Origin of the sequence: Nocardia sp. NPDC050793, from assembly GCF_040654065.1 — a bacterium.
GTDB lineage: Bacteria > Actinomycetota > Actinomycetes > Mycobacteriales > Mycobacteriaceae > Nocardia.
The window spans coordinates 56597-81575 of sequence record NZ_JBFAHG010000002.1 but is presented as its reverse complement, the minus strand read 5'-3'; the positions used below and the strand labels follow the sequence as shown (position 1 = coordinate 81575).

Below are 24979 nucleotides of genomic sequence, written 5' to 3'. Positions count from 1 at the left end.
CCAGAATATGGGGTGCTTTGCAGCCTTGCCAATGGAAATTAGCAGCGGAGCTGAGCTATATGTCACAGCCTCGGGTTACCGTCGAGGGGTGCTGTTCTCGGAAGTCGTGCAGACATCGGAGACCGTTCGCGCGACTCGGTCCCGGAAGACGAAGGTCGCCGCGCTGGCGGAGCTGCTCGGCGCGTCCGCGCCGGACGAGCTCGCGCCCGTGGTCGCGTGGGTCTCGGGCGAGTTGCGCCAGGGTCGCATCGGCACCGGCTGGCGCACCCTCACGGGGCTGGACGGTACGCCGTCCCCAGTTGCGACACTGTCGGTTTCGGCGGTCGACACGGTGTTCGGCGAACTGGCCACCGTCGCAGGAAAGGGATCGGCGAACCGGCGCAAGGAGCTGCTGACCACACTGTGGGCTTCGGCCACCGCCACCGAGCAATCGTTCCTGTTGCGCTTGCTCACCGGGGAGATCCGGCAGGGCGCGCTGACCGCGCTCGTCGCCGAGGCGGTCGCGGCGGCCGCAGCGGTGCCGGTCGATCAGGTCCGGCGCGCGTACATGCTCTCCGGGCAGCTGCCTGTCACCGCCGCCGCGGCGCTGACCGGCGGGGCGGAGGCGCTCGCCGCGTTCCGGCTCGAGGTGGGCAGGCCGATCCAGCCGATGCTCGCCTCGCCGGGTTCTGCGCTCGACGAGGCGATGGCCGAGTTCGAGGACGAGGTCAGCGTCGAGCACAAGCTCGACGGCGCGCGGATCCAAGTGCACCGCGACGGCGACGAGGTCCGCGTCTTCACCAGGAACCTGCGCGACATCACCGCGGGCGTCCCCGAACTGGTGCGGCTCGTCGCGGGGCTGCGGTGCACCAGCGTCGTGCTGGACGGAGAGACGTTGGCGCTCACCGATTCCGGGCGGCCTCGGCCGTTCCAGGAGACCATGAGCCGCTTCGCCACGGCGGATCCGAGCGGCGAGGCGAAGCTGCCGCCCGGCGCCGCCGTGGGGCCGTTGGTTCCCGCGGTGAGCTCGACCAGGGAACTGTTGCTGCACCCGTACTTCTTCGACTGCCTGCATTTGGACGGCCGGGACCTGCTCGACGCCCCGCTCTCCGAGCGCCGCGCCGCGCTGTCGCACGTGGCGGGCGAGCACACCATCCCCGCGTTGATCCGCCCTGACGCCGAGGCCGCCGCCGAGTATTTCGACGGCGCGCTGGCCGCCGGGCACGAGGGCGTGATGGTCAAGTCGCTGACCGCGCCGTACGCCGCTGGTCGCCGTGGCCGCGCCTGGCTGAAGATCAAGCCGACGCACACCATGGACCTGATCGTGCTCGGCGCGGAGTGGGGATACGGTCGCCGGACCGGCTATCTGTCCAACCTGCATCTCGGCGCGCGCGACCCGATGAGCGGCGAGCCCGTCATGGTCGGCAAGACCTTCAAGGGCCTCACCGACGCGCTGTTGCAGTGGCAGACCGCCGAGTTCCCGCGCCACGAGCGCTCCCGCGACCAGCACACCGTTTACCTCTGGCCGGAGCTGGTGGTGGAGATCGCTCTGGACGGCGTCCAGGTGAGTCCCCGCTATCCCGGCGGCGTGGCGCTTCGGTTCGCTCGCGTCGTCCGGTACCGGCCCGACAAGGAGCCCATCGACGCCGACACCATCGACGCCGTCCGCGCGCTGCTGCCGTGAGCCCGCGGCGTGTCGACAGCCGAGTCCGCTGTCGTTGCCGCCGTGACCGCGCTGCTGTGATCCCGCTGCCGGTGCTGTGATCGCGCTGCTGCCGTGACCGCCCCGCCGATTCGATCGCCCCGAGGCTACGCCGCCACCTCCCCGCCGACATGACCTCGTCCTCCGCCCGTCACTGAGCGCCTGACCAGGTCCGACGCGCGTTTCGAGGTTCCCGCGCGCCGCCGCGGCGGTGGTCCACACTTGGTGGCCGAATGGTCCGGTACACCCTCGGACGGGAGCCAAACTCGATGCATGGTTCGGAATTCGTGAAACGGAAGCGGTGGACGCGGTCGGCCTCGAACGCCGCTCGCTCGATGCGGCGGGCCACGCTGCTGACTGTCGTCGGGTGCCTGTGCGGCGCGTTGAGCGTCGGCGTGGGCCCGGCGCGCGCCGACCTGTTCGGCGACCTCTTGCGCCCCTCGCGCGATCCGGCGACGGTGTTGCCGACCTCGATCGACGATCCTTTCTATCTGCCCCCGCCCGGATACGAGCGCACCGAACCCGGCACCTTGCTCGCCAGCCGGGCCGGCGGCATCGGGCCGGCCCTCGCGCCGGTGCACTCCACCGAAATGCTGATCCGTTCCACCGATGCCAAAGGCAGGCCGGCGGCGGTGATCGCCACTTTGCTGGTGCCGCTCGCGGCCTGGACCGGGCCCGGCCCGCGCCCGCTGATCTCCTACAACATGGCTATCGACTCGCTCGGCCACAGCTGTGCGCCGTCGCACTCGTTGCGGAACGGCCAGTTCATCGACCTGCTCGCGGCGCAGATCCCGTTGGCGAAGAACTACGCCGTGCTGGTGCCCGATCACCAGGGACCCCGGCAGGCCTACGCGGCGGGCCGGATGGCCGGACACGCGGTGCTCGATTCGGTGCGCGCGGCGGTCGATACGCCGCATCTCGGCCTCGACCCCGCGTCGCCGACCATCGTGACCGGCTACTCCGGCGGCGCGATCGCCTCGGGCTGGGCCGCCGAGCTGGCGCCGGAGTACGCGCCGGAGCTGAATCTGGCCGGGGCCGTGTTCGGCGGCGTCCCTGCGGATTTCGGGATGCTTTTGCAGACGATGAACGGTCGCAACGCCGCGGGCGGGGTGTTCCTCGCCGCGACGCTCGGTGTGGCCCGTGAATATCCGGAAATGATGTGGCTTTTCAACGACAACGGCTGGCGGCTGGCCAAGCTCGCGCGGGATCTGTGCTATCCCGCCGAGGCGCTGCTCGGCGCGGTCGCGCCGATGCCCGTCGAGATGCTCGCCAAGGTCCCCGACCCGATCGGGACACCGATGATCCAGCGCATTCTCGCCGAGAACCGGCTCGGCTCGGCGGCGCCGCGGATTCCGGTGTTCATGTATCACGGTGCGCATGAGCTGTGGGTGCCGCTGGAGGGTGCTCAGAATCTCTACGAGGACTGGTGCGCGCAGGGGGCGTCGGTGCGGTTCGAGGTCTATCTCGGCGAGCACGTGATTGTCGGGACCAGCGGTATTCCGGGCGCCAACGCTTGGATCGATGATCGCCTCGCGGGCAAGCCCGTGCCGAGCGGGTGCTCCCAGTTTCGGGGTTACTGACCTCGACGGGCGCCACCTCGGGCGTCCACGCTAGTGCATCCGGATGGCTGTCCGGCAGGCGGTTACCGCATGGCAATCGGGACCGGCGGTGCCTCACACTGGAGTCGTGACCGTCGAATTACTGGTTCTGCTGATCGTGATAGTCACGGCACTCGCTTTCGATTTCACCAATGGCTTCCACGACACCGCGAACGCCATGGCGACGTCGATCGCGACCGGTGCGCTGCGGCCGCGGGTCGCCGTCGCGGTCTCGGCGGTGTTGAACCTGATCGGCGCGTTCCTCTCGGTCGAGGTGGCGGCCACCGTGGCCAAAGGCATCGTGCAGCTGGGTGCGGTGAGCGGACACGATCTGCTGATCATCGTCCTGGCCGGTTTGGTCGGCGGCATCCTCTGGAATCTGTTGACCTGGCTGTTCGGCCTGCCGTCGAGCTCATCGCACGCGCTGTTCGGCGGACTCATCGGCGCCACCATCGCCGCGCTCGGCTGGGGCGGGGTGATCTGGGCGTCCGGCTCCGACGGTGTGCTCACCAAGATCGTGCTGCCCGCCGTGCTCGCACCGGTGGTCGCCGCACTGGTCTCGGCCGTCGGCACCCGCGCGGTCTACCGGATCACCGCCAAGTCCGACAAGGGGAAGGTCGAGACGGGCTTCCGCTGGGGACAGATCGGTTCGGCCTCGCTGGTGTCGCTCGCGCACGGCACCAACGACGCGCAGAAGACGATGGGCGTCATCTTCCTCGCGCTGGTCGCGCACGGGACGCTCACCAAGAACGACGAGATGCCGCTGTGGGTGATGGCGGCGTGCGCCGTGGCTATCGCCGCGGGCACCTATCTCGGCGGCTGGCGCATCATCCGCACCCTCGGCAAGGGCCTGGTGGAGATCGATTCGCCGCAGGGACTGGCCGCCGAGTCCTCCTCCGCCGCGATCATCCTCACCTCGGCCCACTTCGGGCTGCCGCTCTCGACCACCCAAACGGCCACGGGTTCCATCCTGGGCAGCGGGCTCGGCAAGGGCGCCGAGGTGCGCTGGTCGGTGATGGGACGGATGGTCGTCGCGTGGCTGCTCACGCTGCCGCTGGCCGGTCTGGCGGGCGCGATCTGCTGGGCCGTCGCGCATTTCATCGGCGGCCTGCCCGGCGTGCTGGTGGTGTTCGGAATCCTCGTCGTGCTGGCGGCGGCGATGTGGCTGCGGTCCCGTCGCAACCCGGTCGACACGACCAACGTCAACGAGTGGCCGGGCGGCGAAGCCCCAGGACCCTCGGACACGCCGACGGGTGCTTCCGCTGTAGCGAAGCCCGGCGACGAACCACGCAGTGACGATCACCCGCACGACGAACAATCGCGCGGTGACCGACGGCACGACGCCCATCAGGCAGAGGACCGCCCGCGCGAAGCCAAGCCGCGCAATGGCGGTTCTCCCGCGCCCGCGCATCCGCCCACCCGTTCCGCCCAGCGCTAGAGGAGCAGCAGTGCACACACTCGTCACGAACCTGAACTCGCTGTGGAAGGTCGTCGCGGTGTCCCTGGTGCTCGGGGCCGGCCTGCCGATCGTCTTCGCGGTCGGAGTTCGGCTGTGGTCCTCGGCCGATACCGTTGACAAGGACGGCAGCGTCGCTCGACGGAACTATCCCGCGCTGGCCGGCGCCTACGCCTGTTTCGCGCTGATCGTCCTGGCGATCGTCACCGGGATCCTCTACACCGCGAAGGCGTTCCTGGCCGCCAAGTTCGGCATTCACCTGTTCGGACAGTCCTGAAGGGCGCTGCATTGACCGATCACACGCACACCTCCCGGCCCAAGGTCCTCGGCCGCGTCCTCGGCTGGCTGCGCGCCGGATACCCGCAGGGCATTCCGCAGTCGGATTACGTCGCACTGTTCGCGGTGCTGCACCGCCACCTCACCGACTACGAAGTTGCCGCCATCGCCGAGGAACTGGCGAATAGCAATCCCGACTCCGAGATCGGCCGCGACGACATCGTGGCCGCGATCGCCAAGATCGCCAAGGAACAGCCGGATCAGCTCGACGTGGACCGGGTCGCCTCGCGTCTCGCCGCGGGCGGCTGGTCGCTGGCCGAGCCGTTGCCCGAGAGCGACTGAGCCGAGAGCAGCCAAAGTGACGGGTGACGTCGCGGGTGGGCGCCCACCTCGACGCGTGGCCCGATCCCGAGCTCTGACTCTCAGGGTGCGGGCCAGCGGCGCCTGCGAGGGGGCGGCGCCGCCGGACCGGCGGTGTGGTGCTCAGGGCAGTGAGCCACCGTGTCGCGAAGGGAAGTGGAGGCCCCCGCGTGGAGCGCCGCGGGGCCTTCCGTTCGTCGACGGTGTCGATCCTCGGCCGCTCACCTCGAGATCGGCGGTGGCGAGGCTGGGAGTCGGCTGTGAACCGAGCTCAGCGGCGGTCGAATTCGCCCGCGCGAATGCCCGCGGTGAGCGCCGCCCAGTCCGCGGGCGAGCAGGCGAGCATCGGCCGCTCGTCCGGCGCGCCCCGGTACTTGGTGTCCCGGATCAGCACCCGGCCCGACTCGAACTTGACCTGCACGCAGGCCACGGAATCGCTGGAATACGACGACTTGAACCAGCCCGTCCCGGCTGACGACATGCTGTTCATACCGCGATGCTACGTGCCGGAAATCCGGCGTTCCAGCGCCGACAGCGACTCTTCGCGCGAAAGTGCTTGTTCGGCCAGGGCGTTCGCGAACAACGTGTCGAGGTGGCGCACCGGCTCGGTCTCCTCGATGACGGCGTGATGGACCAGCGTCTCGGTCCACGCGACATCGGGCAGCACCGACTTGTCGAAGCCGAGCAGGTGGAACGTTGCGCCGCCGAGTAATCCGCCGCCCGTCGCCTCGAACGGAATGACGCGCAGGTCCAAGGTTTCGACGTGTTCCTCGATCAGCGCGGTGAGGTGGCGGACCTGGTCCGACATGACCTCGGGGCCGCCGATCTGCTGGGTGAGCGCGGCCTCGTTGACGATCGCGGTGAGCCGCAACGGTTCCGTGCCGTTCAGCCGCTGCTGGCGGCGCAGCCGAATCTCGACCAGCCGGTCGATCTCGACCTGGCGGATCCGGGCGCGATCGTTCGCGATCAGCGCGCGTGCGTAGTCGGCGGTCTGCAAAAGGCCTGGAATCAGGATGCTTTCGTAGGTGCGCACGCTGTCGGCGCCGTGTTCGAGGCCGTACAGGCGGCTGATCTCGTCGGAAAGCAGTTCGGAGTAGTTCGTCCACCACCCGCGCCGCCTGGCGATGTCGCGAAGTTCGTGCAGCTCTTCGCGTTCCGCCGCGTCGAAATCGAGCAGCTTCATCAGCTCGTCGAGTTTCGATTCGGCGAGGACGCGCTCCTTCTCCACCTTCGACCAGTAGGAGATCGAAAAGCCTAGTTCCTTGGCGATCGCGGACACACTGACATCGTGCTGCTTGCGCCTCCGCCCGATGCGGAGCATCAGTTCCCGACGCGCGACCGTCGGCGAGAGTGGTGCCATCGTTGGATGGTGTCCTTCCAGCTCTAGCGATGCGTGCAGAGAACCGTACTCCCTGCGATGACCGGCCCGCACAACCCGGTCAAGTGGTCAACTTGACTCAAAACACGATACTCACTTAGCCTCAGTATGTCTCATGTCACATCGCGGGTGTTCGCCGGCCGGTCCCGCCCGGCGGGATCGAGGGGTCGGATGTCTGTGCATGTTGTGGATAGTTTCTGGATGGTCGGCGATCGAACGCCGCACCAGGCGCGGCGGGTCAGCGACGACGCCTGGGTGGTGTCCTATCTGCGCGGCCGGATGCTGACGACCGAGCAGGCGGCCGCCGCGATGCAGGCGGCCGACACCGTCGCGCTGATGGACGATCTGGCCGCGCACGTGGGTCTCACCGCGCTGGAGGCCATCGGCCTCGCGGTCAACGAAAGGCCTTGGGAGAAGGCACTACCGCGTCGGCTCTTCGGCGATCGCGCCGGTCGCCGCCGCTGAATTCGGCCGGTCGGCGCGCGGCTCGCTGCCTCGCGCCTCCGGTCCGCGCATGCTTCCGGCCGCCTGCCCGGCCGGATTCGGGCGTCTCGTAACAGCTTGTCCTGCCACACGATCCGAACAGGGGGATGCGCGGTGGAACCACTGCCATCGAAAAAGCAAGTGCTCAGGGCGTTTCGCGCCAAGCCGAGCGACGAACACCCGGTGCTGCAAGCCGCCTACTCGCTCGGCGGACTGCACGCGCAGCGGTTGCACACCGAAACCGACGCGACCGGGGACATCGATCAGCACCGGGTGCGCCTGGTGCTCGGTATCGACCGCTGGGTCGCCACCGAACTGCCGCCCGCCCACGGCGGCGCGCACATGCACACCGAATCCGTGGGCATGGTGATCGACCGCCTCGCCCAGTTCTCCGCCCGCGCGTTCGCCTCGCTGGCGTCGGAACCGGATTGGGTAGTGCACGACGACTGGGAGCGCCTCGCCGAATTGGCGCTCGGCTACCAGGATCTGGCGCTCGAGGTCTCGGCGGGCGTCCGGCGGCTGCCCTATCTCGGCGGTCCGTGCCGATGAGCGCTCTCGGGCTGACTGGCCAGCAGGCGCAGGAAACGCTCGACCTCCGCGCGCACCGCGGCGCGGCCGGGCGCGAGGTATTTGCGTGGATCGGAGAGCTCTGCGTCGCCGTCGAGAACGGCGCGAACCGCATCGGACAGCAGGACATTGAGCCGCGTCGCGATATTGACCTTGGTCATGCCGTGCTCGACGGCGGCCCGCAGACCCGCGTCGGGCACACCGGAGGAGCCGTGCAGCACCAGCGGCACAGGGACTTTCGCGGCGAGCCGGGCGATGAGCTCGAGGTCGAGCTCGGCGTTGCGTGCGTGCATGGCGTGCGCGGAACCGACCGCGACGGCCAGCGCGTCCACGCCGGTGGCGGTGACGAACTCGACGGCCTCGTCCGGATCGGTGCGGACGCCGGGCGCGTGCGCGCCGTCCTTGCCGCCCACCTCACCGAGCTCGGCCTCGACGAACACCCCGCGGTCGCGGCACCACCGCGCGACTTCGGCGGTGGCGGCGACATTGCCCGTGTAGTCGAGGGCGGATGCGTCGAACATGATCGACCGGATGCCGAGCTCGACCGCGGCGGCCACCAGGTCGAAGGAGGTGGCGTGGTCGAGGTGCACCGCGACAGGGGCCGAGCTGTCCGCGGCGATGCGCAGGCAGGCCAGCGCCAGCGGGGCGAGAGCTCCGTGATAGCGGACGGTGTTCTCGGAAAGTTGCAGGACCACGGGACGTTTCGTGGTCTCGGCGGCACCGGCGATGGCCTCGGCGTGTTCGAGGGTGATCACGTTGAAGGCGCCGAGGCCGCCCGGTCTCGCGGCGGCGATGAGATCGGGCACAGGGGTCAGGGGCATCGACGGGCCTCCGCGATCATGGCGTGGTCTCTTCGGACTCCGGGGCGGCGAGCTTGTCGACCCGGACGGTCGGCGTGAGCCGGGTGCGTAGGCAGCGGTCGATCTCCCCGGCCACCGGGATGACCACGGCCGCCGCCGCGGTGGCCACGGCGTCGGTGAGGATCGCGGGCCAGTCGGGTTCGGTGCGGGCGGACAGCGCCGCGATCACCGCCGCCGCGGCGGAATCGCCCGCGCCGGTGGGGTTTCCGGCCATCGGCTCGGGCAGCCCGGCGAACCACGCGCCCTCATCGGTGACCGCGATCATGCCGTCCGGACCACGGGTGGCGACGACGGCTCGCACGCCGCGATCGATCAGCGGGCGGGCGGCCGCAACCACCTCCTCCGGCGTATTCAGAGGCCGTCCGGAAAGACGTTCCAGCTCTTCGGCATTCGGCATGAGCACCACCCCGGGGACCGCGCAGGCCAGCCGCAGCGCCTCGCCGTCCACGTCGCAGATGGTGGGTACGCCCGCGGCGACCGCGGAGCGGGCGAGTTCGGCGGGTAGGCCGGGGTCTACTCCGCCCGGCAGCGATCCAGAGATGACGAGGCCGTTGATATCGGGGAGCAGGCCCGAGACCCGGATGGCGAGCTGCTCGGCGGCGTGCGGGTTGGAGACGCGGGCGCCCGGCTCCCACAGCGCCGTCGCGGTGCCGTCGCGGGATTCGCTGATCACCACTGTCCGCCGGACCCACGGCAGCGCGTGCACGAAATCGACCGGCATCTCCAGTTCGGCGGCGGCCGCGAAGGCGTGGTCGGCGAACCCGGTCGCCCGCGCGTACTTGCCGAGCTGGTTCAGCACCCGCGTCACGTTGATGCCCTTACCGCCGATGCGCTGCTCGACGGAGCGAACGCGGTGCGCCTGACCCCGCTCGAAACGCTCTACGCGATAGGTCATGTCGTAGGCGGGATTCATTGTCACAGTGAGGATCACGTCAACCACTGTCCATGTCTGAGCACCCGGCGCAACTGCAGGCCGTCATCGACAACCAGCAGGTCGGCGTACTGGTCGGTCCGGAGGTCGCCGACATCGGTCAAGCCCGCGGCCGCGGCTGGTACGGCGGTCGCGGCGCGCACCGCGTCGGCGAGCGGCACGCCGCAATCCCGGACCGCCCACGTAAGACATTGCGCCAGAGTCGCCGTACCGCCCGCGATCGACCCGTTGGCCACCCTGGCCACGCCGTCGACCACCCGGACGGCCTGCGGCCCAAGCCGATACTCGCCGTCCGGCATGCCCGCGGCCTGCATGGCGTCGGTGATCAGCGCGACCTGTCGCGGTGCCGCCGCGAAAACCATTGCGCCGAAACCGGCGTCGACGTGCACACCGTCGCCGATCAGCTCGACCACCGCGTGGCCCGAGGCGGCGGCGGTGAGCGCGGCCGCGACCGGACCCGGTTCGCGATGGTGCAGCGGCGGCATGCCGTTGGCGAGGTGGGTCACCAGACGCGCCGAGCCGCTCGGCGCGAGCGCCTGACGGAAGCGCGCGAAATCGGTGTCGCTGTGGCCGAGCGAGATCGCCACGTCGTTGTCGGTGAGCCGTCGCGCGACCACGTCGTAGCCGGGCAGCTCCGGCGCGATCGTGCAGACCCGCAGCCAGCCGTCCGCCGCTGCCAGCAGCCGATCGATCACGGCAGGGTCGGGATCGAGCAGGTAGCGCGGATCCTGGGCGCCGCAGCGGGCGGCCGCGAGAAACGGGCCCTCCGCGTGGATGCCCGCGAGCGTGCCGTCGGCGGCGAGCGTGCGCAGCGTCGCGATCTGCGCGACCATGTCGTCCACCGGTCCGGTCACCACACTGGCGAGCACCGTCGTCGAACCGTGCGCGTGGTGGAACCGAGCGGCCGCGCTCGCCTCCGCCACGTCGACGGTGTCGAACCGGTGGCCGAAGCCGCCGTGGTTGTGGATGTCCACCAGGCCGGGGAGTATCACGCCGGCGAACTTGGGCGGAGGCGAATCCGGGTGGAAGGCAAGCCATTCGGCCATCGGCCGGACCGCGACGATCCGATCGCCGCGCACCGAGATCACGCCGTCGGTCAGGTCGAACGATGCGGAGATGATCCGGCCGCGGATTTCCAGCTCGATCGAAGTGCCTGTCATCGCGTCGCCGTTCGCCGCGCGCCGACACGGTGGAATCGAGATTCCGTCAGGCGCTGTGCATCCCGGCGCGCGCTCATAGCAGGGCTCCGTACCTGGCGAAGAGCGTCGCGCCGGTGAGTCCGGCGCGCGCGCCGAATTCGCCGAGCACAACCTCGGGGACCGGGACCACGCGGAGGCGCCGCGCCAACGCAGCCTGCAATGGGTCGCTGAGTGCGGCGCCCGCACCGGCCAGGCCGCCGCCGAGCACGACGAGCTCGGGGCAGGCCGCGTGGATGATGCCGAGCAGTCCGTCCGCGAGCGCGGCGACGGCGTCGTCCACCGCTCGCGCCGCATCGGAATCGCGGGGCAGGAGCGCGAAAACATCTGCCGCGCCATTGACTTCGCGGCCCGACCGACGAATGTAGTTGCGTGCGATGGCGGCCGCCGAGGCCAGCGTCTCCACGCAGCCGACATTGCCGCAGGGGCACGGCAACCCGTCGGCGGGGCGCACGGGGATGTGTCCGTATTCGCCCGCTTGGCCGAACCCGCTGCGCACCAAGCGGCCGCCCGCGGCGAGCGTGCCGCTCACGCCGGTGCCGAGCACGATCACCACGACGTCGTCGTGGTCGCGCCCCGCGCCGAAACGCCATTCGGCCCAGCCCGCCACGGCCACATCGTGTTCGATCAAGACCGGGACGCCCCAGCGTCGCGCGAACCGATCGCCGACGTGCACGTCACGCCAGCCGACGTTGCCGCTGAAGACGGCGATCGATCGCGCCGTGTCGACGATGCCGGGCAGCAGGACCGCCGCCCGGCCGAGCCGTCCGCGCCGATCCGCGGGCACCTGGGCGAGCAAGCTGTCACCGAGAGCCTCCATAGCCTCGAACGCCGCCGCACCTCGCGGGGTCGGCACCGCTCCCGCCGCGATGACCGCGCCGGACGCGTCGGCGATCTCGCCCTTGATGGTGGTGCCGCCGACATCCACGCCCAGGGTGAGCGCATCAGCGCCCAGTGTCAGCTCATCTGGGCGCTGCGTCGGCGCACTCGCGCCCGGCATCAGTGCGTTCGGGCCCGTAGGCAGCGCATGCGGACGGGTAGCCAGTGCGTTCCGTCTCGGCGCCGGCGCATCCGGGCCCTGCGTCGGCTTGTTGGGCCTCGGCGTCGGCGAATTCGACACCGTTGCGCGCGCATCCGGCGCAGGCGACCCCGTGGACGAGTTCGCGCTCGACGTCGGCGCGGGTGCGCTGCTGCCGACGCGGTGCGTGTCCATCTTCGGGAGCGTAGTTACCGAGAGCAATCTTGTCGTCGGCGACTCCGGGAACCGGGGCGGGAGCGCGAACACGGCGGTGTACCGGTCACTGGTCCAGGACAACTGACCGATTCAAGCTGCGCGGATGGTCGGGATCGAGGCCGAGGTCGGCGGCGCGGAGGATGCAGAGCCGATGCACCCGGACCAGTTCCGCCATCGGATCGACAGCGCGATGTTCCAGGTGGGCTCCGGTGGCGGCGACGTCGGCGGCGAAGCCCGGCACCAGCGGGCCGAGCGCCCAGACCGCGCGGCCGGGTGCGGCGATGCTGATCGGACCGTGCCGGTACTCCGTCGCGAGGTAGGACTCGGCCCAGGACTGGCAGGACTCGCGCAGCTTCAGCCCGGCCTCCTCGGCCAGCGCGGCCGCGAATCCCATGCCGACGAAGGTGATCTGCTCCGCGCCGCGCACCGCGGCCAGCGACCGCGCCGGATCCTCGGCGAGCACGGCGCGCGCCTGCTCGACGGCCGGGCCGAGGTCCTCGCCGAGATGCCAGCGCAGGATCGCCAGCGTGGTGGTGGCGAAGCGGGTCTGCACCACCGAGCGCTCGTCGACCTCTTCGATGAGGATCGGATCGCCCAGCTCCAGCACCGGAGTGCCCGGGCTGCTGCAGATCACCGTTCGCGGAATATGCGCGGGGATCTCGCGCATCGCCGAGATCACCTCGGTGGTGGTGCCCGACCGGCAGATGACCAGGTAGCGGTCGTAGTCGCGGTCGCGGCGCACCTGACTGGCCGGCCAGGCGTCGGTGAGGCCATGGCCCGCGTCCTCGCGCAGCGCGGCGATCGCGCGCGACATGAACAGCGAAGTGCCGCAGCCGATCACCGCCACCCGCTCGCCCGGCCGGGGTAGTGCGGCTTGGTATTCGGCAGCGGTGCTTGCGGCGCGCGCCCAGTCGTCGGGCTGGGTGGCGACCTCGGTGGCCAGGTGGGTGGCGGGGTCTGAGTTCGCGGAGATCGGCACGAGAACAGCATCGGTCGGATGATCGTTCATGTCAACTTAATGCTCAAAGCAGTCACATTTGATCATCATTCACGCTAGGTTCGATCCATCGACACGTGTCGCTTCATCATCGGCGGTCGGTAGGCGCCGAGGTGCAGATTTGAAAGGTTCGCTTCGTGAAACGATCACTCCGCCGCCTGCTCGCGGGCCCCGCGCTGGCCGCCGCCCTCGCGGCCGCCTCGTGCGGCTTCGGCTCCGACGATTCCGCCGACTCCGACACCACGATCAACTTCCTCGCCCCGGTCTACAGCGACGGCGCCAACGGAACAAAGGCGCTGTGGGACGGGATCATCGCCGATTTCGAGCGGCAGAATCCCGGCCTGAAAGTGAATCTCCAACTGGAGTCATGGAACTCGATCAACGACGTGGTGCGGACCAAGCTCCAGTCGCAGTCCACCACGCCCGACGTACTGAACATCGACGCGTACGCCAGCTTCGCGGGCGACGGAATGCTCTACCCCGCAGCCGAAATCGTCTCTCCGCAGGTGCTCACCGACATCCAGCCCGGTTTCGCGAAGAACGCCTCGCTCGACGGAACCCAGTACGCGCTGCCGCTCTTCGCCTCGACACGCACGCTGTTCTACAACACCGACCTGTTCGCGCGGGCCGGGGTGACCACGCCGCCCAAGACCTGGGCCGAGCTCACCGAGGCCGCGGCGAAGATCCAGGCGCTCGGCGACGGCGTCTCCGGCTACGGTCTGCCGCTCGGCAGCGAGGAGGCGCAGGGCGAGACTTCGATCTGGACGTTCGGCGCTGGTGGCGACTGGTCGCAGGGCGGTGAGATCACCGTCGACACCCCGGCCAACCTGGAGGGCGTGCGCGCCATGCGCTCGCTCATCGATGCCACTGCGACACAGCCGAATCCGGGCGCGACCGACCGCAAGGACGTGATCAACGCCTTCATCCAGGGCAAGGTCGGCATGATCGAGGGCCTGCCGCCCACCATCGGCCAGATCGCCGCCAAGAATCCGGCGCTGAAGTACGCCACCGCGGCCTCGCCGACCAAATCCGGCGAGCCGGTGACCCTCGGTGTCGCAGACCATCTGATGGCGTTCAAGAAGGACGGCAGGAAGACCGAGACGATCAAGAAGTTCCTCGATCACTTCTACGGCGCGAGCGTGTACGCGAACTTCGTGAAGAACGAGGGCTTCATCCCGATCACCCAGAGCGGTGCGGCCGAACTCGCGCAGGATCCGGTCACCAAGGCGTTCGCCGCGACGCTGCCGGTGGCCAAGTTCTACCCGAGCAACAATCCGAAATGGGCGGCGGCGCAAGGCGCTATCCGGCAGCAGATGGGCACCATCGCGCAGGGCGCCGACCCGGCGCAGGTGCTCGCGCGCATTCAGGAAGCCGCGAAATAGCGTGCGGCGCAGAGCGATGCTCCTGGCGGTCCCGTGGCTCGGGCCCGCCTTGCTGCTGATCGCGGCGATCGTCGCGTTCCCCGTCGGCTACATGCTGTGGACCAGTACCAGGGACCTCAGCGCCTACGGTCAGGATCGCGGGCCCGCCGGACTGGCGAACTACCGTGCCCTGTTCGACATCGGCGAACTCGGCTCGGTGCTCGCGCACACCGTGGTCTGGGTGGTCAGCGTGGTGCTGATCACCCTGGTGCTCTCGGCGGGGCTGGCCCAGTTCTTGAACAAGGACTTCCCCGGCCGCACCGCCGTGCGTCTGGCGATCCTGGTGCCGTGGGCCGCCTCGGTGGTGATGACGACGACGATCTTCTACTACATGCTCGATCCCGACGTCGGCATCGCCAATCGGTTCCTCGTCGACATCGGCCTGCTCGACCGGGGATACGGATTCACCAAACAGCCGACGAGCGCGTTCCTGGTGGCGATCGGGGTCGCGGTGTTCGTCTCGATCCCGTTCACCACGTACACGATTCTGGCTGGCCTGCAATCGATTCCGGCGGATATCGAGGAAGCGGGACGCGTCGACGGCGCGGGACCGTGGCAGCGCTACCGCCATCTCACGCTGCCGCAGCTGCGTCCGGCCATCGCGGTCGCCACGGTCATCAACATCATCAACGTGTTCAATTCGCTGCCGATTCTGCAGGTGATCACCGGCAGCATCGCGGGCTTCTCGGCCGACACCACGACGACGCTGACCTTCAAGCTGATCCGGCAGAATCAGCAGGTCGACACCGCCGCCGCGATGAGCGTGCTGAACTTCGCGCTGATCGTGGTGATCATCGCGATCTACGTGCGACTGGTGCGGCCGACAAGGCAGGTCGACGCATGACCGCCGGGACGGACATCAGGGTGCGCGCGGACGAAAAGCCCAGCGCCACAAGTGGCGAAGCGACTCCGCGAGCGAGGCGTCGTCGCTGGGACCTGACGGCGATCGGCGTGGTGATCGCGGCGATCTTCCTGACGCCGTTCGTCGTGATGGTGCTGGGCTCGTTGAAGAGCAAGGCCGAGATCCTGCGCATCCCACCGACTTACCTGCCGCAGTCCTGGCACCCGGACAACTACGCGACGATGTGGGACACCCCGGAAACGCCTCTGCCGTTCAACATGGTCAGCACGATCGCCATCGCGGTCAGCGCCACGCTCCTCGTCCTCGTCGTCGCCGTGCCCGCGGCGTATCACACGGCGCGGCATCGCTTTCCGGGACGCGCCGCGTTCCTCGGCTTGGTGCTGATCACCCAGATGTTGCAGCCGACGGTGCTGGTGACCGGACTGATCCGGCAGTTCTTCGCGCTCGGCGTCAACGACACCTGGCTGGCCATGATCCTGGTGAACGCCGCGTTCAATCTGTCCTTCGCGGTGTGGATCCTGCACAGCTTCTTCGCCGCTATCCCGGTGGAGATCGAGGAAGCCGCCCAGTTGGACGGCCTGAACCGCTGGCAGATCTTGACCAAGGTCAGTCTGCCCCTGGTCTGGCCGGGCATCGTCACCGCGACCATCTTCACGATCGTCGCCTGCTGGAACGAATTCGCGGCGAGCCTGGTCGTGCTCACGACGCCGGAGAATCAGCCGCTGTCGGTGGCGTTGACCAAGTTCGTCGGCCAGTACGACACCGCGTGGCAGTACGTGTTCGCGATCTCCACCGTCGGTATCGTCCCGGTGGTCGTCCTGTTCGCCCTCATCGAGAAGCGCCTGGTCGCGGGATTGACCGCGGGCAGCGTGAAGTGAGGTGACGAGTAGCATCGAGCCGTGGCACGGCACGACGGCGGATCCACGGACGGGCGCAATTACGCGGGACTGTCCAAGGAGGAGCGCGTGGCGCAGCGGCGGAACCGGCTCATCGACGCCGCACTGGAACTGTTCGGCACCCAGGGGTACGCGGCCACCTCCATCGAGCGCCTGTGCACCGCCGCGAACGTCTCCACGCGCAGCTTCTACGAGGACATGGGCAGCCGGGATGCGCTGCTGATCGCCCTGGTCGACCGGATCACCAAGCGGGCCGTGGCCCGGGCTTCGGAAGCTTTGGCGCACACCGCGAACGAGCCGTTGGCGAACCGGGTGGCCGCGGGTTTCCGCGCCTACCTCGAGGTGACCTGCGCCGACCAGCGGTCCGTGCGCGTCTGCTACGTCGAGGTGGTGGGGGTCAGCCCGGCGGTGGAGGAATGGCGTAGGAAACAGCGCAGGCTGCTCTCGGCGCTGCTGATCGCCGAGGCCGAGCGCGCCGTCGAACGCGGCGAAACCAAGCGCCGCCGCTTCGACCTGTTCGCCCTCGCGGTGCTCGGGGCGGTGAACTCGCTGGCGCAGGAACTGGTGCACAGCACCCAGCCCGACGTGCGGATCTCGCTGGACGACATCTGTGAGGAGATCGCCTACGTGGTCAATTCCGGGCTCGCCGCGGGGTGAGCCCGCGCGCGGCCCGCTTTGGCACACGGCGCGGAGAATCTCTACGGTTTGGCAGCGTGGCTGTGGTCAGATTGTTGGCGTGCATGGAGAAACAGCACGTCGTCCGGGTCGGGGCGGTGTGAGATGACCGGACCGACGGATCGTCCGCAACGGTGGAACCGACTGCTGGAGCTGCTCGCCGAATCGGGGCGGCTCTCGGTCGAGGAGGCCGCCGAGCGGCTGCAGGTGTCGCCCGCGACGGTGCGCCGCGATTTCACCGCGCTCGCCGAACAGCAGCTGGCCACCCGGACGCACGGCGGCGTCGTGGCCACCACGGTCGCCTACGACCTGCCCGCCCGCTACCGGCAGACCGGCGGCGAGGCCAAACAGCGCATCGCGGAGCACGCCGCGGCGCTGGTCGACCCCTCCGCGGTGGTAGGCATGAACGGCGGAACCACCACCACCGCGGTGGCCAGGGCGCTGGCAGGCCGCACCGATCTGGCCAGTTCCGGCGACGACCAGCTGACCATCGTCACCAACGCGCTCAACATCGCAGGCGAGATGGTGCTGCGTCCGCATCTGCGCACCATCTGCCTCGGCGGCGTGGCGCGCCGGGAATCGTACGAACTGCACGGGCCGCTCGCCGAGCGCGCGTTGGCCGAATTGCGTTTGGACACTGTGATTCTGGGTGTCAATGCGATCTCCGCCGAGGGCGGAGCGCAGTGCAGGCACATCGACGAGGCGGGGGTCACCACGGAGATGGTGCGCCGCTCCGGCGACGTCATGGTGGTCGCCACCTCCGACAAACTCGAACGCTCCGCCCTGGCCCGCATCTGCGGCATCGATCAGGTGCACGTCCTCGTCACCGACACCGACGCCGATCCCGCCGCCGTCGCGGCCATTCGCGCGCAGGGGGTCCGGGTGGACCTGGTGTAGTTCCCGCTCCAGACCGCGGGCCGGCATACCCCCAGCGGTGTCACCCGCACGGACCTGCTCGCGCAGGCCGCTGAGCGGCAGGACTGCGACTCCGCGCCGGTGTGATCAGTCGGTCGCGCCGCGGCCCGATACCACCACTGTCTGTTGAGCGTCGGTTGTCGCCGATTCGGTGCGCATGGTGCGGACCCAGACGACGAAACCCCAGGCGACGAAGCCCGCGTAGATCAGGTACAGCGTGGCCGACGGGTAGTAGCCCGCCTTCAGCAGGAGCGGGACGCCGACGATGTCGACCGCGATCCAGATCAGCCAGAATTCGGCAAGGCCGCGGGCCATGCCGTAGGTGGCGAGCACCGAGCCCGTGAAGATCCAGGCCTCCGCCCACGGGCCGTAGGAACCGATCCAGGCGAACAGCTGGGCGAAGGCCGCCGTGCCGAGGAGCATCGCGGCGACCAGCAGCACGCGTTCGCGCGTCGTGGCCCAGCGCGGAACCACGCCGCGGTGTTCCAATCCGGTGTCGAGGCGCGCGTGCCGGTACCACTGCCACCAGCCGAACACGCTCACCGCGATGAACATCAGCTGCCGCCCGGCCTGCCCGGCCATGTTCAGCTGCTGCGGTGTGTTGAAGACGCCGCCGACGAACACGGTGAACAGCAGCGCGTTGCCCGCGATGCCCACCGGCCACGCCCACACGCGCCGACGCATGCCGCCCACCGCGGCGGCCAGGCCGAACCCGTTGCCGATGACCTCGCGCCAGAGGATCGCCGAGCCCGCGATGTGCAGTTCGGCGTCGAGCAGGGTGCTGAGCGGGTTCACCTGCTGTGCAACCAGCGGAGCTCGCGATCTCATCCGCGAGGGGCGGGTTCCGCTCGGCGTGATGCGAAACGTCCACGGTCACGGACGGCGCTCGTCCGATGCACGGACGGCGCGGTCGGCGACCGATCCGCTGGACCTGGTCGCGAAAACCCCCGGCGCGTAACGATGGCGCAATCTGGCCACGCGAAACGCAATATCGGCGCAACCGGGCCCTTCTATCGTGACCGAATGACCACCGAGCACGCCGGGGGGACCGGTATCCACATCAGCGGGCTGAGTAAGTCCTTCCGGGCCGGGCGGCGCACGGTGCACGCGCTGGACGGTGTCGATCTGCACACCGAGCAGGGCACATTCCTGTCGCTGCTCGGTCCCTCCGGTTGTGGAAAGTCCACCGTGCTGCGGATTCTGGCCGGATTGGAGGAGCCGACCGCGGGTACCGCGCTGATCGATGGCGAGACGCCCGCGCAACTGCGCGGCCGCCACGAGCTCGGCATCGCGTTCCAGGACGCGGCGCTGCTGCCTTGGCGCTCAGTGGAATCCAATATCAAGCTGCCGTTGCAGGTGGCCGGTCTGAAACCGGATTCCGCGCAGATCGCCGACCTCGTCGCGCTGGTGGGATTGGAGGGCTTCGAGAAGGCCAAACCCGCGCAGCTGTCCGGCGGCATGCGGCAGCGCGTGTCCATCGCGCGTGCGCTGGTCGTGCAGCCGACCGTGCTGCTGCTCGACGAGCCTTTCGGTGCGCTCGACGACATGACCAGGCAGAAGCTCAATCTGGAGTTGCTGCGGATCTGGACCGAGAAGCCCGCGACCACGTTGATGGTCACGCACGGCATCGCCGAGGCGGTCTTCCTGTCCGACGTGGTGGCGGTGATGAGCCCGCGCCCTGGCCGGGTGCTCGAGCTGGTGGAGATCGATCTGCCGCGGCCGCGGCTGCCGGAGATGATGCGCACCACGGAATTCCACAAGTTGTCCGACTATCTCTCCGAGCTGCTGTTCGGCAAGACCGGCACGGGCGGCGTCGCCTTCGAGCGCGGCGGCGCGCCCGACGCGGGCGGTGCGTCGTGAAGCGGCTCGGCGGTCTGCTCGGCCTGCTCGGCCTCGTCGGAATATGGTGGCTCGCCTCGACTCTCGGCCTCGCGGGCGGCACCATCCCGAGCCCGTGGCGGGTGGTGCACACCATGTACACCGACGGCTGGCAGCTGTACGGCTCGAACTTCGAGATCACCGCGCTCGGCGCGCTGAAGGGCTTCCTCTGGGGCAATGCGCTGGCCATCGGACTCGCGGTGGCGGTGGCGCTGATCCCGCAATTCGAATCGCTGGCCACCCAGCTGGCGATCCTGTCCTACTGCACGCCGCTGCTCGCGCTCGGCCCGATCATCCTGGTGGTCTTCGGCGGACGCACGCCGACCGTCTTCCTCGCCGCGATGTACTGCTTCTTCACCACGATGGTCGGCACCCTCGCCGGTCTGCGCTCGGCCGATCCGGCGAGCCTGGACCTGGTCCGCGCCTACGGCGGCGGGCGCTGGCAACGGCTGTACCGGGTCCAGCTGATCGCCGCGCTGCCGAATACGTTCGCGGCGTTGAAGATCGCCGCGCCCTCGGCCGTGCTCGGCGCGATCATCGGGGAGTATCTGGGCGGCGTTGACAGCGGGATCGGCGTCGCGCTGACCGCCGCGCAGACCGCATACAACGTGCCGCGTACATGGGGCATGGCGCTGGCCGCCGCGGCGCTGGCCGGCCTCGGCTACGCGATCGTGGCGCTGGTAGCGCGGTTGGTCACGCCGTGGACCGGGGAGGAGGCGCGATGACCGTGCTGCGTCGCCTCGGCGCGTTCCTGTTTCCGCTGGTGACCTCGCTGCTGCTCATGCTGGTGATCTGGTGGGGGTTCCTGGAGGCGTTCCCACAGGTGGGCCCCCGGGTGGGCAAGACGCCCGGCGACGTGTGGCGCTATCTGGTCACCTCGCCCGGCGCACCGCAGGCGCGTGCGGCCATTCTCGACAACTTGCAGATCACGCTGCGCGACGCGGCGCTCGGCTTCGGCGTCGGCATGGCGGCGGCCATGGGCCTCGCCGCGCTGTTCGTGTCGTTCCGCACCGTGGAGCACACGTTCATGCCGGTGGCCATGCTGCTGCGTTCGGTGCCGCTGGTGGCGCTCACGCCGATCATCGTGCTGGTGTTCGGCCGCGGGCTGGGCGGAGTGACCGTGATGGCCGCGATCGTCGTGCTCTTCCCGGCCCTGGTGATGATCATGACCGGACTGCGCAGCGCGCCTCGCCAGGCCATGGAACTGATTGCGGCGTACGGCGGTTCGCGCTGGACCGCGCTGCGGATGGTGGCGGTCCCCGCGGCATTGCCCGCGGTATTCGCGGCCGCGCGAATCTCGGTGCCCGGCGCGCTCATCGGCGCGTTGATCGGCGAATGGCTCGGCAGCGGAACGGGTCTGGGAGCCAGTTTGATTCGCGCGATACCTACGTTCCGGTACAACGAGCTGTGGGCGTCCATCGTGATCGTCACGCTGGTGTCGGTGCTGCTGTACGCGATCGTCGGCGTCGTCGAGAACCTGGTGCTCGCCCGGTTCGGCCCCGACGCCGGGCGCGACTGATGGTCGCGATTCGGTATTGGGAACGTGAAAGTAAAGAAAACGAAACCGAATCCCCCTAAATTCGGCCCATGACACCCGTGCACCGCTCTTCGTTCGGGGCGACCCTGAACCGCAGGTCCTTTCTTCGCTATTCGGCGCTCACCGGAGCCGCGCTAGGCGGCGTCGGCGCGCTCGCCGCCTGCGGCGACGACGCGGGCGGCTCGTCGAGCGGCTCCACCCCGGACGGCTCCCGCTACGGCACCGTGGCGATCCAGCTGTCCTGGATCAAGAACATCGAATTCGCGGGCGAGTATTTCGCCGACTCCCGCGGCTATTTCCGGGACGCCGGGTTCGGCTCGGTGAACCTGATGGCGGGTGGCGCGGCGAGCACGTCGGTGGAGGCCGGGCTCGACACCGGAAAGGTGTGGCTCGGTCTCTCCGCGCCGCAGACCACCGCGCCCGCGATCCTGGAGGGATTGCCCGCCAAGATCGTCGCGACCACCTACCAGAAGAATCCGTTCGCGATCGTCAGCTCCGCGGCCGAGCCCATCAACTCCCCGCAGGACATGAAGGGCCGCAAGATCGGTGTGCAGGACACCAATCAGCTCATCTTCACCGCACTGTTGACCGCCAATGGCATGAAGCCGGGCGACGTGACCATCGTGCCCGCGCAGTTCGACCCGACGCCGCTGGCCAACGGCGAGGTGGACGGCTGGGTCAGCTACGTGACGAACGAGCCGATCACGCTGGCCGCCAAAGGATTTCCGAACGCCCATTTCTTGTTCGCCGATTTCGGCCTGCCGCTGGTCGCGGAGACGCTCACCGTGAAACAGTCCACCATCGACAACGAGCGCGAGAAGCTCAAGGCGTTCCTGGCGGCGGAGATCAGGGGATGGAAGGACGCGGTCGCCGCACCCGCCGAATCGGCGCGCCTCGCGGTCGAGGTCTACGGCAAGGACCTGAATCTCGACCCTGCGGAACAGACCAAGGAGGCCATCGCGCAGAACGACCTGGTCGTCTCGGCCGGCACCGCCGCGAACGGTCTGCTCACCATGACCGACTCGCTGATCGAACAGAACATCGCCGCGCTGCGCACCGCGAAGATCGACATCCAGGCCGACCAGTTGTTCGACCTCTCGGTGTTGCGCGAGGTCTACGCGGAGAACCCCGGTCTGAAGGGCTGAGCCCGCCGCGTCACAACCCGACGGTGGCTCTGGCGCCGAACGCCTGCTCGGCGTGGATCACCTCGGCGTTCTCGGACTGCTGTCGCCCCGACCGACCCGATCGGGCGGCCAGCAGTTCGGCGGCGATGGCCACGGCGGTTTCGGCCGCCGTGCGCGCGCCGACGTCGAGGCCCGCGGGGGAGTGCAGCCGCGAGAGCGTCGCCTCGTCGAAACCGCCCGCCCGCAGGTCCTCCAGGCGCCTGGCGTGCGCCGAGTACGAGCCCGCCGCGCCGAGGTAGCCGAGCTCCGGCAAGCGCAAAGCTACCGTGAGCAAAGGGATTTCGAACTTCGGATCGTGCGCGAGCACGACAATGCCTGTGGTGGAGTCGATTTCGCCTGCGGCGGAGAGGGTGTTCAGGTAGCGGTGCGGCCAGTCCACCACCACTTCGGCGCCGGGAAAGGCGGCGGGCGTGGCGAACTCCTCGCGCGAATCACAGATGGTGACACGGTAGCCGAGCAGCCTGGCCTGCACGGTCAGCGCCGCGGCGTAGGAGTTGGCGCCGAAGATGATCAGCCGCGGCGGCGGGGCGAAAGACGAGATGAACACGTCCGATTCGGGCAGCGCGACCAGTTCGGTGTTGTGCGGCTGACCGGTGATCAGATGCTGGCCGATCATATCGGGGTCGGAGTTCCATACCACGGTGAACACGGTAACCCGCCGATGCGCGGCGATTTCGGATGCGACAGTGGGGAATTCGGGGAAATCGTGCCGGGAGAAGGGTTCGGCGAAGACGTCGATCATGCCGCCCGCCTCCATTCCTGGCTCGCCGGGCGGCACGGGTAGGCGGTGCATGGTCCGCCGCCCGGTGCGCGCCGCGGTCACCGCGGCCTCGTGCATCGCGGTCTCCACCGAGCCGCCCACCCCGGAGCCGTAGACGGCGCCGTTGGCGTCGATCAGCATCGCTGTGCCGACCGGAAGCCGCCCCGAACCAACGGTCCGCACGATGGTTGCCAGGCCACCGATCCGGCCCGAGTGCCATACCCGCAAGAGGTCGTCGACGATGTCGCGCATCAGTTTCCGCTCCGATCAGCGTGCGGTCGAGGCCGGGAAGTCATGATCCCTTCCCGTCGCCAAATCGTCGCACGTGACGCACACCATATCGTCCCTACTGGACAAATAGGTACGCGCTCCCGAATCTCCTGTCGCCTCGGAGCTCACCGAGGTCCAGTGCTTGTGGTCGATCACAACGGGGTGACCGGGTGTGCTACGGAACACAGCGCGGGCCAGCCCGCTCGGCGCCGTCCGCTCCGCCGCGAGCACCCGCGCGACGACGTCGGCGCCGACATCGGGGGTGTCCACCGGCATGATCGCGACGGCCCGCGCACGGGTCCGCGCGGCCTCGCGCAGCCCGGCCCGCAGCGAGGCGCCGACGCCGGTGGCCCAGTCGGCTGCCCAGACGGGCACCGCGCCCGCCGGTAGTCCGACCGTCTCCGGTGCCGGCCCGGTGGCGCCGAGCACCACGATCACCGGCGCGCAGCCGCCGTCCCGCAGGGCGTCCACCGCGGCGCGCAGCCAGGCGCCGCCCTCGGCCAGCGCCTTGGGGCGGCCGTAGCGGGTGCCCGCGCCCGCGGCGAGCACGATGCCCGCGCAACCCGTGCGCGCGGCCGGGGCGTCCCCGGTGCGATCCGATGTAGCCACGCGTCCCACGCTAGACCGCCCGCGTTGCCGGTGGGTTACCTGAAAGTGCCGGACAACCGGGGTGCGCGGTTAACCGCGAGCGGCGAGTCCGCGCCTTCGCGCCGAGGTGGACGGCGAGCACGGGATCGGCGCGCTCGCCGACTTCGCCGGACACATCGACCAGGCGAGGCATGCTCCGGCGCTCGGCAGGCGGGTCGTGTGGTGGGCGCGTCCGCCCGACACGCCGAAGGTGATCTCCGCCCTTCTGGTGGCGCACGGGCTCGACGTATTCGATGCTGGTTCGATGACGGACGAGGCGGCCGGCGTCACCCGGTTCAACGCGCTGTCCAACGCGGCGGCCCGCGCCGCGTTGCTCGCCTGCTGCGCATCGACCGCCTGGGCGCGCGACGTGCTCGCGGGGCGGCCGTACCGCAGCGCCGACGACCTGTACGAGACCGCCGACGCCGTGCTCGCCACACTCCCCGAGGAAGACATCGACCGCGCGCTGGCCGGGCACCCACGCATCGGCGACCGGACGGACAGCGCGGCCTCGGCCCGCGAGCAATCCGAGGTGACGGCCGCGACCGACGCGGTGCGCGCCGCGCTCGCCGAGGGCAACCGCGCCTACGAACAGCGGTTCGGCCACCGCTACCTGGTGTGCGCGACCGGGAGATCCGGCGCGGAACTGCTCGACCTGCTCACCACCCGGCTGCACAACGACCCGGCGACCGAAAGGGCTGTGATGCGAACCGAATTGGCGAAGATCAATCGAATCCGCTTGCGGTGGATGCTCGGAGAGTCGTCATGAGCGAACGTAGTGAGCGAATCATGTGCCTGTGCGCTTCGCGCATGCCGGAGCCGAGCGTCAGCGAGGTGCAGGCATGAGCGAACGTAGTGAGCGAATCATGTGCCTGTGCGCTTCGCGCATGCCGGAGCCGAGCGTCAGCGAGGTGCAGGCATGAGCGAACGTAGTGAG

Annotated in this window: 27 protein-coding genes; 17 read left to right on the top strand and 10 right to left on the bottom strand. The window is 69.4% G+C overall.

The window, feature by feature from the left end; all coding sequences use genetic code 11:
* Positions 1–88 precede the first annotated feature (88 nt).
* The 5 genes from AB0H50_RS05890 (at position 89) to AB0H50_RS05870 (ending at position 5353) form a co-directional block, all read left to right on the top strand.
* Positions 89–1663, top strand: a complete 1575-nt coding sequence (locus AB0H50_RS05890; protein WP_357447550.1) for an ATP-dependent DNA ligase — start codon at positions 89–91, stop codon at positions 1661–1663.
* Between the two features lie 305 nt (positions 1664–1968).
* A complete protein-coding gene (locus tag AB0H50_RS05885) occupies positions 1969–3261 on the top strand; it encodes a lipase family protein (RefSeq protein WP_357447547.1) in 1293 nt (430 codons plus the stop codon).
* Positions 3262–3367: 106 nt separating this feature from the next.
* Entirely contained in the window at positions 3368–4717 is a 1350-nt protein-coding gene (locus tag AB0H50_RS05880; RefSeq protein WP_357447544.1) for an inorganic phosphate transporter, read from the top strand.
* 10 nt (positions 4718–4727) lie between these two features.
* Positions 4728–5012, top strand: a complete 285-nt coding sequence (locus AB0H50_RS05875; RefSeq protein ID WP_357447541.1) for a hypothetical protein — start codon at positions 4728–4730, stop codon at positions 5010–5012.
* An 11-nt stretch (positions 5013–5023) separates the two neighbouring features.
* Positions 5024–5353, top strand: a complete 330-nt coding sequence (locus tag AB0H50_RS05870; RefSeq protein ID WP_357447538.1) for a DUF3349 domain-containing protein — start codon at positions 5024–5026, stop codon at positions 5351–5353.
* A gap of 289 nt (positions 5354–5642) precedes the next feature.
* Here AB0H50_RS05870 and AB0H50_RS05865 read toward each other — a convergent pair whose 3' ends face one another.
* Positions 5643–5861, bottom strand: a complete 219-nt coding sequence (locus tag AB0H50_RS05865; RefSeq protein ID WP_357447536.1) for a DUF397 domain-containing protein — start codon at positions 5859–5861, stop codon at positions 5643–5645.
* 9 nt (positions 5862–5870) lie between these two features.
* On the bottom strand, positions 5871–6731 hold the full coding sequence (locus tag AB0H50_RS05860) for a helix-turn-helix transcriptional regulator (protein ID WP_357447533.1): 861 nt from the start codon (positions 6729–6731) through the stop codon (positions 5871–5873).
* A gap of 219 nt (positions 6732–6950) precedes the next feature.
* Here AB0H50_RS05860 and AB0H50_RS05855 point away from each other — a divergent pair, with 219 nt between their 5' ends.
* Both AB0H50_RS05855 and AB0H50_RS05850 read left to right on the top strand, forming a co-directional pair.
* The gene (locus AB0H50_RS05855) at positions 6951–7214 is read left to right on the top strand and encodes a hypothetical protein (RefSeq protein ID WP_357447531.1); all 264 of its coding nucleotides are present in this window, start codon (positions 6951–6953) and stop codon (positions 7212–7214) included.
* Positions 7215–7346: 132 nt separating this feature from the next.
* The gene (locus AB0H50_RS05850; RefSeq protein WP_357447528.1) at positions 7347–7781 is read left to right on the top strand and encodes a DUF4254 domain-containing protein; all 435 of its coding nucleotides are present in this window, start codon (positions 7347–7349) and stop codon (positions 7779–7781) included.
* Here AB0H50_RS05850 and AB0H50_RS05845 read toward each other — a convergent pair.
* The 5 genes from AB0H50_RS05845 to AB0H50_RS05825 form a co-directional block, all read right to left on the bottom strand.
* A complete protein-coding gene (locus AB0H50_RS05845) occupies positions 7757–8620 on the bottom strand; it encodes a class II fructose-bisphosphate aldolase (protein WP_357447525.1) in 864 nt (287 codons plus the stop codon). The two genes, AB0H50_RS05850 and AB0H50_RS05845, sit on opposite strands and share 25 nt — an antisense overlap.
* Positions 8621–8636: 16 nt before the next feature.
* Complete coding sequence (locus AB0H50_RS05840; protein WP_357447522.1) at positions 8637–9590, bottom strand: 1-phosphofructokinase family hexose kinase; 954 nt, start codon at positions 9588–9590, stop codon at positions 8637–8639.
* On the bottom strand, positions 9587–10750 hold the full coding sequence (locus tag AB0H50_RS05835) for an amidohydrolase family protein (RefSeq protein WP_357447520.1): 1164 nt from the start codon (positions 10748–10750) through the stop codon (positions 9587–9589). Before AB0H50_RS05835 ends, AB0H50_RS05840 begins: the two co-directional genes overlap by 4 nt.
* A 73-nt stretch (positions 10751–10823) precedes the next feature.
* Positions 10824–11999, bottom strand: coding sequence for an ROK family protein (locus AB0H50_RS05830; RefSeq protein ID WP_357447517.1), 1176 nt, complete (start codon positions 11997–11999; stop codon positions 10824–10826).
* 85 nt (positions 12000–12084) lie between these two features.
* Entirely contained in the window at positions 12085–13029 is a 945-nt protein-coding gene (locus AB0H50_RS05825) for a sugar isomerase (RefSeq protein WP_357447514.1), read from the bottom strand.
* 125 nt (positions 13030–13154) lie between these two features.
* Between AB0H50_RS05825 and AB0H50_RS05820 the strand changes: the two genes are divergently transcribed.
* The 5 genes from AB0H50_RS05820 to AB0H50_RS05800 all read left to right on the top strand — a co-directional run bounded on the left by AB0H50_RS05820 (position 13155) and on the right by AB0H50_RS05800 (position 17768).
* Positions 13155–14399 (top strand): extracellular solute-binding protein, encoded by a 1245-nt coding sequence (locus AB0H50_RS05820; protein ID WP_357447513.1) that lies wholly within the window; start codon positions 13155–13157, stop codon positions 14397–14399.
* Between the two features lie 16 nt (positions 14400–14415).
* Positions 14416–15282: a sugar ABC transporter permease gene (locus AB0H50_RS05815; protein WP_357447510.1), complete on the top strand. Its 867-nt coding sequence runs from the start codon at positions 14416–14418 to the stop codon at positions 15280–15282.
* Positions 15279–16178 (top strand): carbohydrate ABC transporter permease, encoded by a 900-nt coding sequence (locus AB0H50_RS05810; protein ID WP_357447507.1) that lies wholly within the window; start codon positions 15279–15281, stop codon positions 16176–16178. The genes AB0H50_RS05815 and AB0H50_RS05810 overlap by 4 nt, the downstream gene beginning before the upstream one ends.
* A 21-nt stretch (positions 16179–16199) precedes the next feature.
* Complete coding sequence (locus AB0H50_RS05805; RefSeq protein WP_357447504.1) at positions 16200–16853, top strand: TetR/AcrR family transcriptional regulator; 654 nt, start codon at positions 16200–16202, stop codon at positions 16851–16853.
* A gap of 123 nt (positions 16854–16976) precedes the next feature.
* On the top strand, positions 16977–17768 hold the full coding sequence (locus AB0H50_RS05800; protein ID WP_357447501.1) for a DeoR/GlpR family DNA-binding transcription regulator: 792 nt from the start codon (positions 16977–16979) through the stop codon (positions 17766–17768).
* Between the two features lie 105 nt (positions 17769–17873).
* On the opposite strand, the gene pnuC is transcribed toward AB0H50_RS05800, so the two are convergent.
* The gene (gene pnuC / locus AB0H50_RS05795) at positions 17874–18581 is read right to left on the bottom strand and encodes a nicotinamide riboside transporter PnuC (RefSeq protein WP_357449306.1); all 708 of its coding nucleotides are present in this window, start codon (positions 18579–18581) and stop codon (positions 17874–17876) included.
* Positions 18582–18809: 228 nt separating this feature from the next.
* On the opposite strand from pnuC, the gene AB0H50_RS05790 reads away from it, so the two are divergent.
* The 4 genes from AB0H50_RS05790 (at position 18810) to AB0H50_RS05775 (ending at position 22346) form a co-directional block, all read left to right on the top strand.
* On the top strand, positions 18810–19646 hold the full coding sequence (locus AB0H50_RS05790; protein ID WP_357447498.1) for an ABC transporter ATP-binding protein: 837 nt from the start codon (positions 18810–18812) through the stop codon (positions 19644–19646).
* Positions 19643–20389, top strand: a complete 747-nt coding sequence (locus tag AB0H50_RS05785; protein ID WP_357447495.1) for an ABC transporter permease subunit — start codon at positions 19643–19645, stop codon at positions 20387–20389. Before AB0H50_RS05790 ends, AB0H50_RS05785 begins: the two co-directional genes overlap by 4 nt.
* Positions 20386–21183, top strand: a complete 798-nt coding sequence (locus AB0H50_RS05780) for an ABC transporter permease subunit (RefSeq protein WP_357447492.1) — start codon at positions 20386–20388, stop codon at positions 21181–21183. Before AB0H50_RS05785 ends, AB0H50_RS05780 begins: the two co-directional genes overlap by 4 nt.
* A gap of 68 nt (positions 21184–21251) precedes the next feature.
* A complete protein-coding gene (locus AB0H50_RS05775; RefSeq protein ID WP_357447489.1) occupies positions 21252–22346 on the top strand; it encodes an ABC transporter substrate-binding protein in 1095 nt (364 codons plus the stop codon).
* Between the two features lie 10 nt (positions 22347–22356).
* Here AB0H50_RS05775 and AB0H50_RS05770 read toward each other — a convergent pair whose 3' ends face one another.
* Both AB0H50_RS05770 and AB0H50_RS05765 read right to left on the bottom strand, forming a co-directional pair.
* Positions 22357–23397, bottom strand: a complete 1041-nt coding sequence (locus AB0H50_RS05770; RefSeq protein ID WP_357447486.1) for an XdhC family protein — start codon at positions 23395–23397, stop codon at positions 22357–22359.
* A gap of 15 nt (positions 23398–23412) precedes the next feature.
* A complete protein-coding gene (locus tag AB0H50_RS05765; protein ID WP_357447483.1) occupies positions 23413–24024 on the bottom strand; it encodes a nucleotidyltransferase family protein in 612 nt (203 codons plus the stop codon).
* A gap of 283 nt (positions 24025–24307) precedes the next feature.
* Between AB0H50_RS05765 and uraD the strand changes: the two genes are divergently transcribed.
* On the top strand, positions 24308–24811 hold the full coding sequence (uraD, locus tag AB0H50_RS05760) for a 2-oxo-4-hydroxy-4-carboxy-5-ureidoimidazoline decarboxylase (RefSeq protein ID WP_357449304.1): 504 nt from the start codon (positions 24308–24310) through the stop codon (positions 24809–24811).
* Positions 24812–24979: the final 168 nt, after the last annotated feature.

Excerpts from the sequence above, each read along its gene's own strand:
- AB0H50_RS05865 (WP_357447536.1), bottom strand. The coding sequence starts at position 5,861 with ATGAACAGCATGTCGTCAGCCGGGACGGGCTGGTTCAAGTCGTCGTAT.
- AB0H50_RS05860 (WP_357447533.1), bottom strand. The coding sequence starts at position 6,731 with ATGGCACCACTCTCGCCGACGGTCGCGCGTCGGGAACTGATGCTCCGC.
- AB0H50_RS05855 (WP_357447531.1), top strand. The coding sequence starts at position 6,951 with ATGGTCGGCGATCGAACGCCGCACCAGGCGCGGCGGGTCAGCGACGAC.
- AB0H50_RS05845 (WP_357447525.1), bottom strand. The coding sequence starts at position 8,620 with ATGCCCCTGACCCCTGTGCCCGATCTCATCGCCGCCGCGAGACCGGGC.
- AB0H50_RS05835 (WP_357447520.1), bottom strand. The coding sequence starts at position 10,750 with ATGACAGGCACTTCGATCGAGCTGGAAATCCGCGGCCGGATCATCTCC.
- AB0H50_RS05830 (WP_357447517.1), bottom strand. The coding sequence starts at position 11,999 with ATGGACACGCACCGCGTCGGCAGCAGCGCACCCGCGCCGACGTCGAGC.
- AB0H50_RS05825 (WP_357447514.1), bottom strand. The coding sequence starts at position 13,029 with ATGAACGATCATCCGACCGATGCTGTTCTCGTGCCGATCTCCGCGAAC.
- AB0H50_RS05815 (WP_357447510.1), top strand. The coding sequence starts at position 14,416 with ATGCTCCTGGCGGTCCCGTGGCTCGGGCCCGCCTTGCTGCTGATCGCG.
- AB0H50_RS05810 (WP_357447507.1), top strand. The coding sequence starts at position 15,279 with ATGACCGCCGGGACGGACATCAGGGTGCGCGCGGACGAAAAGCCCAGC.
- AB0H50_RS05800 (WP_357447501.1), top strand. The coding sequence starts at position 16,977 with ATGACCGGACCGACGGATCGTCCGCAACGGTGGAACCGACTGCTGGAG.
- AB0H50_RS05790 (WP_357447498.1), top strand. The coding sequence starts at position 18,810 with ATGACCACCGAGCACGCCGGGGGGACCGGTATCCACATCAGCGGGCTG.
- AB0H50_RS05780 (WP_357447492.1), top strand. The coding sequence starts at position 20,386 with ATGACCGTGCTGCGTCGCCTCGGCGCGTTCCTGTTTCCGCTGGTGACC.
- AB0H50_RS05775 (WP_357447489.1), top strand. The coding sequence starts at position 21,252 with ATGACACCCGTGCACCGCTCTTCGTTCGGGGCGACCCTGAACCGCAGG.
- AB0H50_RS05770 (WP_357447486.1), bottom strand. The coding sequence starts at position 23,397 with ATGCGCGACATCGTCGACGACCTCTTGCGGGTATGGCACTCGGGCCGG.
- uraD (WP_357449304.1), top strand. The coding sequence starts at position 24,308 with ATGACGGACGAGGCGGCCGGCGTCACCCGGTTCAACGCGCTGTCCAAC.